Raw genomic sequence first — 17,768 nt, 5'->3', positions numbered from 1 at the left:
GTTCAGGACGGGCTGCGCTCACTGTCGTCGCGGTGCGGTGCCCCCGCACTACGCGCAGCCAGCGCATTCCTGCCGTTGCGCAGGGCGGCCGACAGGTTGCCGAGCCGGGTGTTCCACTCGCCCTTCAGCTGCCAGTCCGCCATGCGCATGATCTCGCCACTGGAGGCGGCAACCTGGACCAGTCCCAGGTTGCTCGCCACACCCCGCAAGGCGTGGGCATGCTCGCGGAAGTCTTCCCAGGCCTGGCGCTCGCCGCAGGCCTGCAGCTGGCCCATGCTGGCGTCGACATCCGCCAGGCACTGGTCGATGAACTTGCGCTCGAAGCCATCGCCCATGCCCAGCGCAGCCAGCTCGTCCAGCACGGCGGTGTCGAGCACGCCATCGCCGACCGGCAAGGCGGGCACCGACTGTATGCCGGTTTCGGCACGGGTATTGGCCGCAACGTCGGCCAGTACTTCCAGCAGCCGGGTGGCGACCACCGGCTTGGCCAGGAACGCGCGCGCGCCCGCCTGTTCGCAGCGCAGGATCGACTCGGGGGTGACATCGGCACTGAGCACCATCACCGGCACATAGGGCATGCCACTGGCCTGCATCACCCGCAGCTGCTTGAGCAGGTCCAGGCCGCTCATGCCGGGCATGTGCAGGTCGACGATCGCCGCGTCGTAGCTTGCCTGCTCAAGCGCGTCGAGCACTTCAGCGCCACCATTGACGCAGGTGACCTTGTGGCCGGCTTTCTCGAGCAGGCGCTGCAGCACCATCCGGTTGGCTTCATGGTCATCGGCCACCAGCACCCGCAGGCTGCGCACCCGTGCCCGATGGCGCAGGAACGGATTGGAAAAGGCAATGACGTTGCCGGCTTCGGCCACCTCGGACGCCGCCACCGGCGCCGCCACGGGGTCTGCAACGTCCAGCGTGATTTCAACCCAGAACACGCTGCCGCGCGGGCTGTTCGGGGCGTAACCGACCTGGCCGCCCATCGACTCCACCAGGCCCTTGGCAATGGCCGTACCCAGGCCGGTGCCCTCATGGCGGCGGGCCAGGCCGACATCGCCCTGCTCGAATGCATTGAACAGGCGGCCGCGCAGCGCCACCGGCACACCGATGCCGCTGTCGACGATCTCGAAGCGCAGGCGTACCCGCTCGCTGCCCAGCGCATCAGGGCTGGACACGTGCAACTGCACGTAGCCGCTGTCGGTGAACTTGACCGCGTTGCCCATCAGGTTCAGCAGGATCTGCTGCAGATGGCCGGCGTCGCCCAGCAGGCGCGGCGGCACGTTCTCGTCCACCTGCACGCGGTAGTCCAGCGATTTCGAGCGGGTCTGCGGGGTCAGGATCAGGTTGATCGCCTGCAGCACATCGGCCAGCGCGAATTCGTGCCACTCCACCCGCACCTTGCCCGCCTCGATCGCGGAGATGTCCAGCACCTCCTCCACCAGCGCCAACAGGCTGCGGGTCGAGGCCTGGATGGTGTTCAGGCATTCGCGCTGCTCATCGTCCAGGCGGGTGGTGGCCAGCACTTCGGTCATGCCGGCCAGGCCGTTCAGCGGTGTACGGAACTCGTGGCTCATGTTGGCCAGGAAGCGGCTCTTGGCCTCGTTGGCCTGGCGCGCTTCGGCCACGGCGCGGGTCAGTGCGTGCAGCAACGAGTCGAAGTACAGCGGGATCGCGCCCAGGCCCAGCAGCAGGCCCCAGCCCAGATAGTCGTGGCCCCGCCAGTACGGCGACAGCATCACCGTGCACAGGAAGGCCAAGCAGCCCATCGCGGTGGCCACGCGCAGATAGGTACTGCCGTAGCGCATGCCGTTGCCGATCGTCACCCACAGCATCACCGCGTACAACGGTGCCGCCGGCTCGCCCTGGATGGTCATGATCCAGGCCATGCAGGTGTAGTCGGTCAGCATGCCGATCACCCGGCGCACATGCGACACGCCCGGATGCACCAGGATCGCCGCCAGCAGGCCGGCGGAGATGGTCAGTTCGAAGGCCAGGATCAGCCAGGTGGCCGTCAGTGCTTCACCGCCGCCGCTGATCGAGCGCCAGCCCAGGTAGCTGATGAACAGTGCAGTGATGACGATGCGGATCAGGTTCTGCGCGTGCTCGCTGTCTTCGCGCCCGGACAGGCGCTGCCTGAAGCGGGCCAGCAGCGAACGCGAGACGGTGGCGGCGGCGGGGGTGGTATCCATGGTCGGATGTCGCATCCTTCGGCGCAGCAGGGAAGAGCAGCACAGGGGCACCGCCAGCAGCCCCAGCCACAGGGAAAGGGCCAGGCCAGGGTTGGCCCGCCAGTACGGGGTCAACAGCACGGTGGCACCGAAACTGGCCATTGCCAACGCGATGGCAGCGGCCAGGTAGCGGGGGCCGAAGCGCAGCCCATTGCCGACCGTCACCCACATCACCACGGCATACACCCAGGCCAGCGGCTCGCCCATCTGGATCATGCCGATCGCGATCAACCCGTAGTCGGCCAGCATCCCGGCCACCCGTCGCGGGTCCGAGCGGCCCGGCTTCCACAGCAGCCAGCCGAACAGCAGCAGCGACAGGCCGAGCCCGGTCAACACCGTCGCCAGCACGCCCTGGTACTGCTCGAGCCGATGCAGGCGGGCGCCCGACAACAGCACATAGACCAGGATCAGCGAGATCAGCACCATCCGCACGATCGCCTGGCCATGCTCCGAATCCGGACGCTGCGCCAGCTTGCGCCTCACGCGTGCGAACAGGTCCTGCATGTCACCCACCCGGTCGCGTCGATGCCGTCGAGTGCTGGGCGCAGATATCCATCAGCTGCGAGTGGCCGCGCATCAGCGCATCCACGCAGCGCGGGTCGAACAACCGGCCACGCTGGGCATACAGATAGGCCAGCGTGGCTTCCATGGTCCATGCTTCCTTGTACGGACGGGGCGAAATCAGGGCGTCGAACACGTCGGCCACGGCCACGATCCGCGCCTCGAGGGGAATGGCCTCGCCCACCAGGCCGTCCGGGTAACCGCTGCCGTCATAGCGCTCGTGATGGCGCAGTGCGATCAATGCGCCGACCTGGATGAAGCGGTTCTGGCTGCCACTGAGCAGTTCATGGCCGATCCTGGGGTGCCGGCGCATGATCGCCAGCTCCTCGTCGTTGAGCTTGCCCTGCTTGAGCAGCACGGCATCGGGAATCGCGATCTTGCCCATGTCATGCAGCGGCGCCGCCATCTCGATCAGCTTGACGTCATCCTCGGGCAGGCCGAGCTGCTCGGCGATCAGTCCGGCGACCCGCGCCATGCGTTCCAGATAGGCACTGGTGCCGGCATCACGGAACTCGATCGCACGGGCCAATCGCGACAGGGTTTCGCGTTCGCGTTCCTCGACCTCGTGCATGCTGGCCAGCAGCCGCTGTTCCAGCGACAACGCACGCTGTTTCACGTTCTCGGTCTGCTGGCGCAGCTGCAACAGGTTGTAGCAGCGCGCGCGCAGTTCGCGCGGGCGGATCGGCTTGACCAGGAAATCGATGACACCCGCTTCCAGCGCCGCCTGCCGGATCGGCTCGTCGCCAACAACGGTGATCAGGATCACGGGAATATCGCGGTGCTTGGGCAGGCGGCGGAAACGGCGGGCGAACTCCAGCCCGTCCATCTCCGGCATGCGGTAATCGAGCAGCAGCAGGTCGACCGGATGCGCCTCGCACCAGGCCAACGCGGTCAGCGGGTCACCAAAGTCATACACGCTCAGTTCCGGCGCGATGTCCTCGATGACATGACGCAGCATCGTCCGCGCGGACGTCTGATCATCAACAATGACGATGTTCAACGCGTACTCTGCCTGGCTTCTCGACCATGCTGGATCATCAGCAGGCGAGGATACTCTGCCGCTGCGAACGCTCGCACCCTGCATCGGCCTGACTCCCGTGTCATACGTCCCGGTTCATGATCGTCATCACATTGTGAAGCGGACGCTCCACAATGCACCATCCCCCTGGCGCCGATCAAGCCATAACAGGCGTCAAGGTAGTGCATTAACGATACGCCGAGTGCGGGACGCGTCAATCGCGCCGTCTCGTTTCGCGACGGCGCGCACAATCAGGAGTCAGAAAGACGGCTTACTGCTCCGGACGCATGTACGGGAACAGCAGCACGTCACGAATCGAACTGCTGCCGGTCAGCAGCATCACCAGGCGATCGACGCCGATGCCGAGGCCGCCGGTCGGGGCCATGCCGTACTCCAGCGCACGGATGTAGTCGGCGTCGTAATGCATCGCCTCGTCGTCGCCACCTTCCTTCGCGGCCACCTGGGCCTGGAAGCGCTGGGCCTGGTCTTCCGGATCATTCAATTCCGAGAAGCCATTGGCCAGCTCCTTGCCATTGACGAACAGCTCGAAGCGGTCGGTGTAGCCCGGATCGTTGTCGTTGGCACGGGCCAGCGGCGAGACCTCGACCGGATGATCGGTGATGAAGGTCGGCTGGATCAGGGTGTGCTCGACGGTGGCTTCGAAGATCTCCAGCAGCAGCTTGCCCCAGCCGTAGGACGGCTTGACCTTGATCTTCAGGCGCTCGCAATGGCGCAGCAGCGCCTCACGATCGGTGCAGTCGGCGGCGGAGATCTCCGGGTTGTGGTGGCGCACGGCTTCGTCCATGCGCCAGCGGCGGAACGCCGGGCCCAGGTCGATCTTCGCGCCGTCCCACTCCACTTCGGTGGTGCCGTTGACAGCGCTGGCGACGTCACGGATCACGCCCTCGGTCAGGTCCATGATCTCGTTGTACGTGGCATAGGCCTCGTACAGCTCCATCATGGTGAACTCCGGGTTGTGCCGGGTGCTGACACCTTCGTTGCGGAAGTTGCGGTTGATCTCGTACACGCGCTCCAGGCCACCCACGGTCAGGCGCTTGAGGTACAGCTCCGGCGCCACGCGCAGGTACAGGTCCAGGTCCAGCGCGTTGTGGTGGGTAGTGAACGGCTTGGCCGCCGCGCCGCCGGGGATGTAATGCATCATCGGCGTCTCGACTTCCAGGAAGTCGCGGTTGTCGAGCCACGCGCGCATGGCGCGGATGATCTTCGAGCGCTTGATGAAGACCGCGCGCGATTCCGGGGTCACGATCAGGTCGACGTAGCGCTGGCGGTAACGCTGCTCGACGTCGGCCAGGCCGTGCCACTTGTCCGGCAGCGGGCGCAGCGACTTGGTCAGCAGGCGGATCGATTCGGCCTTGACCGACAGCTCGCCGGTCTTGGTACGGGTCAGACCGCCTTCGACCGCGATGATGTCACCCACGTCCCAGCCCTTGAAGGCGGTGTAGGCATCACCGAGGACCGTGCCCTGCAGGAACAGCTGGATGCGGCCGGACTCGTCCTGGATCTGCGCGAAGCTGGCCTTGCCCATGATGCGCTTGGCCATCAGACGGCCGGCCATCTTCACCTGGCGGCCGTTGCCTTCCAGGGCCTCGGCGGTCCACTGTTCGGCATCGGCGAATTCTTCCTGCAGCCGTCCGGCAAAGTCCTCGCGACGGAAGTCGTTCGGGTACGCGATGCCCTGCCCACGCAGCGCTTTGAGTTTCTCACGGCGCTCGGCGATCAACTTGTTTTCGTCGACGGGGGGGGTATCGGTAGCTTCGCTCATGGATCTGCGGGAATCGTGTAGTGAGGGGGGATGCTGCGCCCGGCACAGCCGGTTCCACAGCATACCAAAACCGCCCTGCCCCGGCCCCTGGCGGCCCCGCCCGGTAGCCGCCAACCCTGGTTCGCGCCGACAAGCCCCGGTAGTAGCCAACCTTGGTTGGCGCTTCGTGTGTCGACCAAGGTCGACACCTATCGGGCCGCGCGGCGCCGGCGTCAGCCGTTGCCGGGGAACGCCTGGCGCAGTTCGTCCACCAGCACCCGCTCGTTCTCCGAATAGTCGATCGGCACCGACACCAGGTGCACCCCACCCTCATTGAACGCCGCTTCCAGGGTCGGGATGAACTGCTCGATGGCGGTCACCTCATGGCCCCTGCAGCCATAGGCCTCGGCGTACTTGACGAAATCCGGGTTGCCGAAGGTCATGCCGTAGTCGGTGAAACCATCCACCGCCTGTTTCCAGCGGATCATCCCGTAGGCGCCGTCGTTGAGGATCAGCACCACCAGGTTCAGGCCCAGCCGGCGCGCCGTTTCCAGCTCTTGGCTGTTCATCATGAAACCGCCATCCCCGCACACCGCCAGTACCCGCCGCTGCGGGTACAGGATCGAGGCCATGATGGCCGAAGGCAGGCCCGCGCCCATCGTCGCCAGCGCGTTGTCCAGCAGCAGCGTATTGGCCACCTGGGTGCGGTAGTTGCGCGCGAACCAGATCTTGTACATGCCGTTGTCCAGCGCCACGATGCCGTCCGGTGGCATCACCTGGCGGACGTCGTGCACCAGCCGCTGCGGGGTGAACGCTTCCTCCTCGGCACGGTCGGCGATGTGCTCCAGGATGGTCGCGCGCAGCGGCAGCAGCGCATCGGCGTTCGGCACCGCACCCTCGATGCGGTCGGCCAGCTGGGTCAGCGCGCGGCCGATATCACCGATCACCTCCACCTGCGGGAAGTACACCTGTTCCACCGCTGCCTGCGAGTAGCCGATATGGATCACGGTCGGGCCGCCCGGGCGCATCACGAACGGCGGCTTTTCGGTGACCTCGTGGCCGATGGTGACGATCACGTCGGCCTGGTCGATCGCCATGTGCACGTAATCGCGCTCGGTCAGCGCCGCGGTGCCCATGTACAGGCCCGAGCCACCGGCGACCGCACCCTTGCCCATCTGCGTGGTGAAGAACGGAATGCCGGCACGCAGCACGAACGCTGACAGCGCTTCGCTGGACTGTGGCCGCGACGCCGCCGAAGCGATCATCAGCAGCGGACGCTTGGCGTTGCGGATGATCTCCGCCGCACGGTCGAGCGCCTCCGGGCTGGCAATGGGGCGATCCACCGCGTGCGGGGGAATCAATGCCACGCCCTCGACCTCGTTGGCCGCGATGTCTTCCGGCAGTTCCAGCAGCACCGGACCCGGCCGCTCTTCCTGGGCCACGCGGAACGCCTCGCGGACAATGGTCGGGATGGTGCGCGCCGAGACGATCTGCCGTGCCTGCTTGGTCAGCGGCTTCATCGTGCTGACGATGTCGACGATCTGGAAGCGCGCCTGCTTGCTGGCGACGATGCCCTTCTGCCCGGTGATCATGATCACCGGCCACGCACCCAGCAACGCATACGCCGCGCCGGTGGTGAAGTTGAGCGCGCCCGGGCCAAGCGTGGCCAGGCACACGCCGGGCTTGCCGGTCAGGCGCCCATAGGTGGCCGCCATGAACACCGCCGCCTGCTCATGGCGGGTGACGACCAGCTCGATGCTGGAATGGCGGAGCGACTCGACCACGTCGAGGTTTTCTTCGCCGGGGATGCCGAAAATACGCTCGACGCCTTCGTTCTCAAGCGCGGCGACGAGCAGGTCTGAACCCTTGGACATTGGAATGCCGTCCTTTTCGCTGGACTGATGGTGGATCGTTGCAGGAAGGATGAGAGCCGCGCGTCAAGGCTTGTCGAACCACACCGTCTGCGCGTTGACGAATTCACGGATGCCGAAGTGCGAGAGCTCGCGGCCGAAGCCGCTCTTCTTCACGCCGCCGATCGGCACGCGCGGGTCCGACGCGGAGAAGCCGTTGACGAACACGCCGCCGGTCTGCAGCCGGCGCGCCAGCTGCATGGCGCGCTCGCGGTCGCCGGTCCACAGGTTGCCGCTGAGGCCGAACTCGCTCTGGTTGGCCAGTTCCACCGCGTGATCGGCATCGCGCGCGCGGCTGATCGACGCCACTGGGCCGAAGGTCTCGGTATCGAAGGCCTGCATGCCCGGCGCCACGCCGGCCAGCACGGTAGGTGCATAGAACGCGCCCGGGCGCTCCAGTTGATGGCCGCCGACCAGCAGCTGCGCACCGGCCTCCACCGAGGCGCGCACCTGCGCATCAAGCTGCTCAAGCAGGTCCTGGCGCGCCATCGGGCCGATGCGGCTGCCGGGGTCGCGGCCATCGCCAATGGTCAGCGCCTGCACCTTCTGGCAGAACTGCGCCACGAACCGATCGTAGACTGCGTCTTCGACGATGATGCGCTTGCCGGCGATGCAGACCTGCCCGGTGTTCTGGAAGCGAGAGGCCACCGCCGCATCGACGGCGGCATCCAGATCGGCATCGGCCAGCACGATGAACGGGTCCGAGCCACCCAGCTCCAGCACCACCTTCTTCAGCGCCTGCCCGGCCTGGGCGGCGATGCTGCGACCGGCCGCCACGCTGCCGGTCAGGGTCACCGCAGCGATACGGTCATCGGCAATCGCGCGGCTGGTGCCCTCGCGGCTGATGTTGGCGGCGATGAAGGTGCCGTCCGGCAACCCGGCATCACGCCAGGCCGCATCCAGCAGCTGCGCGGTACCCACGATGTTCTCGGCCGGCTTCAGCAGGAAGCCGTTGCCGCCCATCAGGATCGGCACCGCGGCGCGCATCACCTGCCAGTACGGGAAATTCCACGGCATGATGCCCAGCACCACGCCCAACGGCAGGTAGGACACGTAGGCCTTGTCGTCGGGCACCTGGGTCGGCTCGTCGCGCAGGAACTGCGCGCCGTGGTCGGCGTACCAGTCGCACAGCACGGCGCACTTTTCGATCTCGGCCAACGCTTCGGCCTGGACCTTGCCCATCTCGGCGGTGGCCAGCGCGGCCAGCGCGTCGCGGTCGCGGCGCAGTACACCAGCCATCGCGCGCAGCACCCCGGCGCGCTGTTCGAGGCTGGTTGCGCTCCAGGCGGCAAAGCCGGCCTGGCCGCGATCGAGGATCGCCTCCAGTTCGGCGTCGGTGGCGAAGAGATGGCTGGCGATGAGCTGGCCGGTGGCCGGATCGCGGGAAATGGCAGTGCTGGGGGCAGCGGACATGCAGGTCTCCTGGTGTCTCGACGACGGGCAGCGGCCCGTCTCCTGCACAGGAATGTGGACCTGTTCGATGGCAGCAACAAGGCGTCTGCTTATCCTGTGACCTGCACTTACCTGCCTGAATGGGGGGGGGCTCTTGGCAGGGCTGCGCCCTGCACCCGCCGAAGCAACTGCAACAGCAACAGCCGAAGCAACAGCACAAGCTGGTTTCCTGCGGGATGGCGGGGTGGGTCCGGTTGCGGGAGACGCCGTAAACCCGTCCTTGGGGGCTTGGCCGCGGCATCCATGCCGCGGACACTCCCGCAACCGGACCCACCCCGCCTTCGACAGTTTCCTGCTGCTGTTGGTGGGTGCCGACCTTGGTCGGCACGGGGTCGGATCCCATCGTGAATATCGATATCTGACAGATGTGTCGACCAAGGTCGACACCTACCAACAGCCGCGTGAAATTGTCAGAGGTGGGGCGGTGTCGGAGTGCGGGGTGTCAGCCGCATGGATGCGGCTGCCAAGCCTACACGGACGTACTTGCGGCGTCCCCGCACTCCGACACCGCCCCGCCCCCCCACGGATAGCCTGCTGTTGCTGTTGCTGTTGCAGTTGCTTCGGCCTCTGCAGGTGCAGGGCTGCAAGCCCTGCCGCCCCCCCTACTTCCGCGGCAGGTAGGTCACCAGCGAAAGGTCGTGCCGGCTCTCCGGCACCAGCGCCACGTACTGCAGGTCCAGCAACCCGCGCGTGGGATGGTTCAGCTTCTTCGCACCTTCGTCGAACCGGCGCACGTCGTGCTCCGGCCACCACTGGCGAAACTCTTCACTGTGCGCCGCGATATCCTCGACCAGCGCCAGGAACGGCGCCTTGTCCGGCGCCTGCGCCATCGCCGCACGGAAGCCTGCCAGCAGGCCGCGGGTCATTTCTTCCCAGTTGAGGATCAGCGTGCGGTACGGCGGGTACAGGAACATCAGCCGCAGCGTGTTGCGCTCATGCGGCGCCAACTGGCTGTAGTCGACGAAAAGCTCGGCGATGGCCGGGTTCCAGGCCAGGATGTCGAAACGGGTATTGCGCACGTAGGCCGGGATCGGCTGCATCGCCTCCACCAGCTGGCGCAGGCCGTCGGTCACGCTCTCGTCCGGCGACTCCAATGGCACGCCATAGCCGGACAGCGCGAACGCATAGGCGCGCTCGTCGTCGCTCATGCGCAGCACCTCCGCCAGGCGCTCCAGCACCTCGGGCGAGGCGCGCACTTCGCGCCCCTGTTCGATCCATGTGTACCAGCTGACGCTGACCCCGATCGCCAGCGCCACTTCCTCGCGCTTCAGGCCCGGGGTACGCCGGCGCCCGGCCGGCAGGCCGAGCGTGGTGGGGTCGACACGGGCGCGACAGGCCTTGAGGAAGCCGCCAAGTTCCTTGCGTTCAGCTTCGCTGCGCATCATCTCCCCGTCCTACCCTTTGTAGCGTCGAGCCATGCTCGACGCATCCGCTAGCTCGCGAAAAGCAGCCGAGCACGGCTCGGCTCTACAGAAAGCCGGTTCAACCACCCTCGGCGTTGCGCACGAGGGCGATGATATCCGCGCAGGCGCGTCGATCAGGCATCGACGCGCTTGGAACCCACGGCCAGGCCGGCCTTCAGGCTGGCCTCGACGAATTCGTCCAGGTCACCGTCGAGCACCTTCTGCGTGTCCGAACGCTCGATGCCGGTACGCAGGTCCTTGATACGGCTCTGGTCAAGCACGTAGTTGCGGATCTGGCTGCCCCAGCCGATGTCGGACTTGGTGGCTTCCACCGCATCCTTCTCGGCGTTGCGCTTCTGGATTTCCAGCTCGTACAGCTTGGCGGCCAGCATCTTCATCGCGTTGTCGCGGTTCTGGTGCTGGCTGCGGCCGGTCTGGCAGGCCACGACGATGTTGGTCGGGATGTGGGTGATACGCACCGCCGACTCGGTCTTGTTGACGTGCTGGCCACCGGCACCGGACGAACGGTAGACATCGGTACGCAGGTCGGCCGGATTGATGGTGATATCGATGTTGTCATCGATTTCCGGCGACACGAACACCGAGGTGAAGCTGGTGTGGCGGCGGTTGTCCGAATCGAACGGCGACTTGCGCACCAGGCGGTGCACGCCGGTCTCGGTCTTCAGCCAGCCATAGGCATAGTCGCCTTCCACGCGCAGCGTGGCCGACTTGATACCGGCAACGTCGCCGCCGGAGACTTCCATCAGCTCGGTCTTCCAGCCGCGCGATTCGCACCAGCGCAGGTACATGCGCAGCAGGATCTCGGCCCAGTCCTGGGCTTCGGTACCACCGGCACCAGCCTGGATGTCGACGAATGCCGCCGCATTGTCCATCTCGCCGGAGAACATGCGCTGGAATTCCAGCTTCTCGACGTGCGCCTGGTGTTTGTCCAGGTCGGCGACCACGGCCAGCGCGGTGTCCTCGTCCTGTTCGGACTCGGCCAGCTCCAGCAGTTCGGTCGCGTCGGTCAGGCCGTCCAGTACCGAGGCGATGCCGCCCACGGTCTTTTCCAGGCTGGAACGCTCGCGGCCCAGGTTCTGGGCGTACTCGGCGTTGTTCCAGACGTCGGGGCTTTCCAGCTCCCGCGTTACTTCTTCAAGACGCTCTTTCTTGGCGTCGTAGTCAAAGATACCCCCGAAGCGACAGCACGCGATCGGTCAGATCGGTGATGCGCTGGCGGACAGGATTCAGTTCGATCATGTCGGCGGTCATGCATTCAAAAGATGACTGCGAATGATACCGCAGCCACCCGGCCCGCGGCGAGGCGGCCCGAACCCGGCGGTCGCGCGCCTGGACACGGGCCTGCACGATGCCGGTAGACTTCCCGACCGCCGCGGGAACAGGGGGACGCGCGGTCCATTCCCATCCAAGGAGCATCAATTCAATGACGATCATGCGTTCCACCCTCTGCCTGGCCGCCTGCCTGCTGGCCGCCAATGCCTCGGCCATCGACCTGAAGGGCCTGACCAGCACCGGCATGAAGGCCGGCAAGGCGCTGACCCTGTCCGACGCCGAGGTCTCGGCCGCCGCCGACCAGGCCTGCACCTACATGGACAAGGACAACCAGGTGGTTGCCGGCAATGATCCCTATGCCCAGCGCCTGGCCAAGATCACCCAGGGCCTGGCCAACGAGGACGGCCTGAACCTGAACTTCAAGGTCTACCGCACCGCCGACGTCAACGCCTGGGCGATGGCCAACGGCTGCGTGCGCGTCTACACCGGCCTGATGGACATGGCCAGCGACGACGAAGTGCGTGGCGTGATCGGCCACGAAATCGGCCACGTGAAGCTGGGGCACAGCAAGACCAAGATGCGCACGGCCCTGCTCGCCTCGGCTGGCCGCGAGGGCCTGGCCGCCTCGGGCAATGGCAACCTGACCCAGCTCAGCCAGGGCCAGCTGGGCGAACTGGCCGAAGGCTTCGTCAACGCGCAGTTCTCGCAGAAGGAAGAGAGCGCGGCGGACGAGTACGGCTACCAGTTCATGAAGCGCCACAGCTACGACCCGGCGGCACTGGCCAGCATGTTCCGCAAGCTGTCCAGCGAAGGCGGCCTGATGTCCTCGCACCCGGGCTCGGAAGCCCGCGCTGCGCGCATCGACGCGATGATCAAGAAGGACAAGAAGTAAGTTGTCCGCGGGCGGGCCGCAGGGCCCGCCCGCTCACCCGCCCGCCAGGTCGAGCCGGAGTTGGGGCAGCTGTCGTCTACTGCACGGCACTTTGACGCCATCGGCCATGTGGAGCAGCGCCTCGCCGCCCTCCAGTGGCTCGATCGAGCGCAAGTGGCCGCGATTGATCATCCAGCTGCGATGCGGGCGTAGAAACACGCCCGGGTCCAGGCGCTGCTCCAGCACGGCCATGGTGATCCGCAGCGGATAGTCATGGCCACGCACGTGGAGGTTCACGTAGTTGCCTGCCGCCTGGGCATATTCCACGTCTTCGGTGGCCACCAGGAACTCCTTGCCCAGCTTGCGTACCAGGAAGTGCTGCGGACGCTCGACCGGCTCCACCGGGACGCCAACGTCAGGCTCGGCCAGCAGGCTCGCCTCGCCCTGGCGCCGCCGCCCAAGCCAGCTGGCCAGGTGCTCCAGCGCCACGAACAGCGCAAACGTACGCACATCCTTCAGGTATTCGTAGGCAAAGCGCTCCAGCCAGCCGGCATCGTCCTGGTAGCGATAGCCCACTGCCGCGTAGGCCAGGTGCCGGACCAGCATCATTCCCACCACGTGAATCAGCGACCAGCCTACGCTGGCCAGCAGGTACAGCGGCAACCGCCGGCGCCAGGTATCGGCATGCAGGGGCCAGCGCTCGCACCCCCACCACAGCAGCGGCAGGGTCGCCAGGATCAGGCTCAGGCTGCTGAACTCCCAGATCAGTGGCTCCCACAGGCCCAGATCCGCGCCCCGGCGCCCTGCGTCCATCACCTCCACCAGCGCATTGCTCACCGCTGATACTGACAGGATCGCGGTCCATACCAGAATGCGGGTTGACGTACGCCAGCGCGGCGGGCGCCCCTGTGCCATTGCTGCATCCATCTCGTTGCGGTGCTCCAGCGTGCCTCAAGGGGCCGAGGGTAGCGGCTCCACTGGTCCCCCGCCGCCCGCCATTGGTCACCTGGTCGGTACCGGCGGGCCCAGCGCCATGGTCACGGCGCGTGGCGGCGCTCACCGTGGCCTGACCTCCCTGCCCTGCCTGCCCATGAACCGACGCCACGACATCGACGCCCTGCGGGTGTTCGCCTTCGCCCTGTTGATCCTCTACCACACCGGCATGGCCTACGTGGACGACTGGGGCTTCCACCTCAAGAGCGTACATACCGCCGAATGGCTGCAGTCGCCGATGGTGTTCGTCAACCGCTGGCGGATGTCGCTGCTGTTCCTGATCTCGGGCATCGCCATCGCGTTGATGCGGCCGGAAGGCAGGGTGCTGCGCTTTGCAGGCCTGCGCACGTGGCGGCTGCTGCTGCCGCTGCTGTTCGGCATGTTCATCATCGTGCCGATCCAACCCTACTGCGAAGGGGTGGCCAACGGCCATGTCGCACCGGGCTTCGGCGCCTTCCTGCTGCGCTACTGGCAGGTGCAGCCGTGGCCGGAAGGCAGTTTTGCCGGCTGGCAGTACGGCATCACCTGGAACCACCTGTGGTACCTGGCCTACCTGTGGAACTACACGCTGGCGCTGGCCCTGCTGATGCCGGTGCTGGGCAGGCCTGGGGTGCGCAGGACCGTGGCCCGTGTTGCCGCATCGCCCACGCTGCTGATCGGCATTCCGTTCGTGCTGCTGCTGGCCTGGGTGGTCTGGCTGGAGCCGATCTACCCGTCCACCAATGCCCTGCTCGGCGACTGGTACCAGCACGCGAAGTACGCGACGGTGTTCCTCGCCGGCTACCTGTTTGGCCGCGAGCCCGTGTTCTGGGATCGAGTGGTCGCCCTGCGCCGCACCATGCTGTGGCTGGCGCTTGCCGCAGTCGGCTGGTACATGGGCCTGCGCATCCTCGGCCAGGTGCTGCCGGCCGACTCGCCGCTGCGTCAGTGGCCCGCTCCTTTCTGGGACCTGCAGGTCCGGACCAGCCAGTCGCTGTACGTCTGGACCGCGCTGCTGGCCATCCTCGGCTGGGGCAAGGTCTTCCTCGACCGCCCGTTCCGTTGGTTGCCGTACTGCACCGAGGCGATCTATCCCTGGTACATGCTGCACCAGAGCCTGATCATCGTGCTGCTGTTCTGGCTCAAGCCGCTGCAGCTTGGCGCGTGGACCGAGCCGGCGCTGCTGCTCGGCGGCACCGTGGGCGGCTGCCTGCTGATCCACGAGCTGCTGATCCGTCGCGTGCGCTGGCTGCGGCCGCTGTTCGGCCTGCGTGCCGAGCCACGATCATTGCCGACCGTACACGCCGCGACGGCGGCCTCATAGAGCCGAGCCCCTGCTCGGCTCCGCATCGACCCTGGGTGACTCATTCCACCGTGAACTCACCCACCAGCACGGTCTCGGCGCGGTCCTTCAGCCGCATCGTGACCATCTGGTCCTTCTGCTTCGGCGTGCCCCAGTGCGTGGTCAGGCGCAGCATCAGGGTGGTCGCACCGGTCACCAGCTGCTGGCGGCTGCCGAAGTAGTTCGCCTCCACCTTGTACCTGCCGGGCTTGGCGTTGCGCAGCGAGAACTGCTCCGGGCCGTAGCCACCGGTGAAGTCCTGCGACATCTGCCCGCCCTGGTAGGTCAGGCGGTTGCCATAGTACGCGCGCTCGCCGTTCGGGTCGGTCACCCACAGGTCCATGTCGCTGTTGTCGGCATCCCAGGCCAGCACCACGCGCAGGTCCAGCGGCATCGCCTGCAGCAGGCGCGGGTCGATGCCCGTGGTGTCCAGCACCGGGCGGCTGCGTGATACCAGGTTGGTCAATTCATCCAGCGCGATCAGCGCAATACCATCGAAGCGGTTGTCCCACGGCCGCACCACCACCTGATACAGCGGCGCCAGCGCCTGCTGCGGCTTGCCGGCGGCGGCCAGCGCCAGGCCGAGGTCACGGAAACTCTGCGGTTCTTCCTGGCCCATCGCCAGCACCTGTTCGAACACCGGCACCGCCAGTGCCGGGGCGTCGGCCTGCATCAACCGATAGCCGAGCACACGCAGCAGGTGGCGGTTGTCCAGGTCCATCTCGGCCAGGTTCGACAGCACGCGCAGCGCCAGCTCGCGCTGGCCCTGCTCCAACAGCAGTTCGGCCACATCGAGGAAGAACGCGCTGCTGTCGGCATGCGCATCGCGCTCGGCCAGGTAGCGGTTGTACAGCTGCGAGGACGGCCCCTGGCGCAGGCGGCGGGCAATGGCTGAATCCGGCTGCCATGCGGCCAGCTGGATGCCGAGCTCGCCCTCGTTGGCGGGCCCCGCTTGATCGATGGCCGAACCGGTGACCACCACCGCGTCGAGCGCCTGGTTCGCCGCGGACACGGAGCGACGCGCGCGCGCGCTGCCTGCCTCTCTGCGCTGCTCGGCCGCGGCCGCCATCGGTGCAGGCGGGGCCGCCGGCGCAGGCGCAGCCAACATCGCCACCGGCGCCGATTCCATCGCGTAATCCGCGGACGCCACTTCCAGTGCCCTGCCCTTCAACTGCGGCGGCGCATCCTTCGGCCAGCTGCGGCTCCACCATTGCTGGCGCTCCTTCCAACGTGCAGCGACCTCGACCAGACGCTCGCGATCGGCAGCGGCACGGTCGCTCACCTGCCGCGCGAAGCGGGCGTCATACTCGGCGCGCAGCTTTCCGGACGGACGGATCGCATAGCGCAGGTAGTCCTCCAGCGTTTCCAGCACGATCAGCGAGGAATCCGGCCCGACCAGGCCGAACTGCTGCGACAGGCGCTGCATTTCCTCGCGATTGCCGCGACGATCGGCGGCCAGCTGTTGCAGGCGTGCCTGTGCCCACAGCCCCGCAAGCAATTCACCGTCATCGCCTTTCTGCGTTGCTGGCAATGCCTGCCAATCACCGGCACCGACACGGACCCGCATCGGCACACCGTCAGCCGCCAGCCGGGCATGCAGCCACAGCCAGCCTTCGGCTTCGCTGCGACGATCAATCACCACGTCCTGCACGCCACGCCCCGCATCGATCTGCACGTCCAGCGGCAAGGACAGCAGCTCACGCGCAGCGGCGTCGACATCCTTGCCGAGCGCGACGAAGCGGCCGCCATGCGCTTCGCTCCAGCCACGCAAGCGCACTGCATCGGTACGTGCGCCGGCACTGCTGACCGCGAACAGGCGCTGCTCTGGCGCCATCGCCGGCAGCTGTTCCGGGCCGTAGGTCAGCAGGCCGTCGCTGATCAGCAGGTACTCCTTCACGCTCGGCTGCGGTTGCCACTGGGCCAGCGCACTGGCACCGTCCGGGCGCACCGCCTGCAAAGCCGCGCGCAGCTCGCTCCAGTTGCCTGCGCGGATACGGAAGCGGCGCACCGGCTCGGCACGGTCGCGCAGCACGGTCAGCGCGACCGTGCCATTGCCCATCGCGGCGAAGTAGCGATCCAGCAGCGCGAACTCACGCGCGCGGTCGCGCTGGCCGGAGGAACCCGAACCGTCCCACAGCAGGCCGACTTCGCTCGACGGCGTGCGGGGAGTACCGCTGACGGGCACCGGCAGCTGCGCCAGCAGATAGTGGCCGTCCTGCCACGGCGCCACCTGCACCTGCGGCTTGCGTTCGGCCGGCAGCGTCCATTGCAGCTGTGCCGGCAGCTGCGCGCCGCGGCCCTGCCATTGCAGCTGGCCCGCCGTGATCTGGAACGGTGCGGTACCTGCGGCCATCGCCCCTGGCGCCTGCACCTTCACTGCAACGGAGGCAGCACCGGCGGCGAACTGCAGCGGCAGCGTCCACCGCCAGCCCTGGCCCGAGAAGGCCAGCGGCTCGCGCAGCACCAGCTGCACGCGGCGACTGCCACCGGCCGGCAACGGGTAGATGCGCAGGCGGAACTGGTTGCCCGCCGTCTGCTCCAGCAGGCCGGGGTCGACGCCACGGCGGGCGATCTCCTCGAAGACCTGGCGGCCGCGGTCCTTGGGCACCGGCACCGCCTCGCGCAGTTCGCTGCCGATATCCAGGGCAAACCCGGTGATCTGCTGGCCCTCGGCCAACGGGAACTGCAACTCCCCTTCCAGCACGCGCCGGTTCGGGTTATGGAATTCCAGGGTGATGCGGGTCTGGGCGATGCCGGCTTGGATGTCGCTTTCGATGCGGGCCTGGCGCAGCGCGATGGGCTGCTCGGCGCCCGCGACCTGCAGTAGCGGCACCGACCGGACGGGCCGGACGGCCTTGGTGGACTGCGCCTGGGCAACACCGGCGACAGCGCAGAGCAGCAGGGCCAGTACGGATGGAATCACGCGGCGGACGAGGGGCATCGGACTGCTCCAGCGGGAGGT

Annotated in this window: 12 protein-coding genes; 2 read left to right on the top strand and 10 right to left on the bottom strand. The window is 67.1% G+C overall.

Features of this window, described 5'->3' with window-relative positions; translation table 11 throughout:
- Window positions 1-2: 2 nt before the first annotated feature.
- The 8 genes from K5L94_RS10780 to K5L94_RS10745 form a co-directional block, all read right to left on the bottom strand.
- Window positions 3-2,726: a response regulator gene (locus K5L94_RS10780; protein ID WP_274512582.1), complete on the bottom strand. Its 2,724-nt coding sequence runs from the start codon at window positions 2,724-2,726 to the stop codon at window positions 3-5.
- Window position 2,727: 1 nt separating this feature from the next.
- The gene (gene rpfG / locus K5L94_RS10775; protein WP_053449649.1) at window positions 2,728-3,867 is read right to left on the bottom strand and encodes a cyclic di-GMP phosphodiesterase response regulator RpfG; all 1,140 of its coding nucleotides are present in this window, start codon (window positions 3,865-3,867) and stop codon (window positions 2,728-2,730) included.
- A 205-nt stretch (window positions 3,868-4,072) separates the two neighbouring features.
- Window positions 4,073-5,584, bottom strand: a complete 1,512-nt coding sequence (gene lysS, locus K5L94_RS10770) for a lysine--tRNA ligase (protein WP_053449648.1) — start codon at window positions 5,582-5,584, stop codon at window positions 4,073-4,075.
- A 212-nt stretch (window positions 5,585-5,796) separates the two neighbouring features.
- Window positions 5,797-7,437 (bottom strand): acetolactate synthase large subunit, encoded by a 1,641-nt coding sequence (locus tag K5L94_RS10765; RefSeq protein ID WP_053449647.1) that lies wholly within the window; start codon window positions 7,435-7,437, stop codon window positions 5,797-5,799.
- Between the two features lie 63 nt (window positions 7,438-7,500).
- Window positions 7,501-8,886, bottom strand: coding sequence for an NAD-dependent succinate-semialdehyde dehydrogenase (locus K5L94_RS10760; protein ID WP_274512581.1), 1,386 nt, complete (start codon window positions 8,884-8,886; stop codon window positions 7,501-7,503).
- A gap of 641 nt (window positions 8,887-9,527) precedes the next feature.
- Complete coding sequence (locus tag K5L94_RS10755) at window positions 9,528-10,310, bottom strand: helix-turn-helix transcriptional regulator (protein WP_053449645.1); 783 nt, start codon at window positions 10,308-10,310, stop codon at window positions 9,528-9,530.
- Between the two features lie 152 nt (window positions 10,311-10,462).
- A protein-coding gene (gene prfB / locus K5L94_RS10750) for a peptide chain release factor 2 (RefSeq protein ID WP_099551678.1) occupies window positions 10,463-11,588 on the bottom strand; the annotation gives its coding sequence in 2 pieces (ribosomal slippage) (window positions 10,463-11,512 and window positions 11,514-11,588; 1,125 coding nt in all).
- Entirely contained in the window at window positions 11,511-11,783 is a 273-nt protein-coding gene (locus K5L94_RS10745; RefSeq protein ID WP_053510374.1) for a hypothetical protein, read from the bottom strand. The genes prfB and K5L94_RS10745 overlap by 78 nt, the downstream gene beginning before the upstream one ends.
- Here K5L94_RS10745 and K5L94_RS10740 point away from each other — a divergent pair.
- Entirely contained in the window at window positions 11,773-12,513 is a 741-nt protein-coding gene (locus tag K5L94_RS10740; RefSeq protein WP_080374907.1) for a M48 family metallopeptidase, read from the top strand. The genes K5L94_RS10745 and K5L94_RS10740 overlap by 11 nt on opposite strands.
- Before the next feature lie 33 nt (window positions 12,514-12,546).
- On the opposite strand, the gene K5L94_RS10735 is transcribed toward K5L94_RS10740, so the two are convergent.
- Window positions 12,547-13,407 (bottom strand): LytTR family DNA-binding domain-containing protein, encoded by an 861-nt coding sequence (locus K5L94_RS10735; RefSeq protein WP_053449644.1) that lies wholly within the window; start codon window positions 13,405-13,407, stop codon window positions 12,547-12,549.
- 175 nt (window positions 13,408-13,582) lie between these two features.
- On the opposite strand from K5L94_RS10735, the gene K5L94_RS10730 reads away from it, so the two are divergent.
- Window positions 13,583-14,788 (top strand): acyltransferase family protein, encoded by a 1,206-nt coding sequence (locus K5L94_RS10730; RefSeq protein ID WP_274512579.1) that lies wholly within the window; start codon window positions 13,583-13,585, stop codon window positions 14,786-14,788.
- Window positions 14,789-14,828: 40 nt separating this feature from the next.
- Here the strand turns inward: K5L94_RS10730 and K5L94_RS10725 are convergent, their stop codons facing one another.
- Window positions 14,829-17,747, bottom strand: a complete 2,919-nt coding sequence (locus tag K5L94_RS10725) for a VIT domain-containing protein (protein WP_274512578.1) — start codon at window positions 17,745-17,747, stop codon at window positions 14,829-14,831.
- Between the last annotated feature and the right edge of the window lie 21 nt (window positions 17,748-17,768).

The sequence above is a fragment of the Stenotrophomonas forensis genome (genome assembly GCF_028752115.1).
Lineage (GTDB): Bacteria > Pseudomonadota > Gammaproteobacteria > Xanthomonadales > Xanthomonadaceae > Stenotrophomonas > Stenotrophomonas forensis.
The sequence above is the reverse complement of the archived record's forward strand: the minus strand, read 5'-3'. Positions and strand labels throughout refer to the sequence as shown.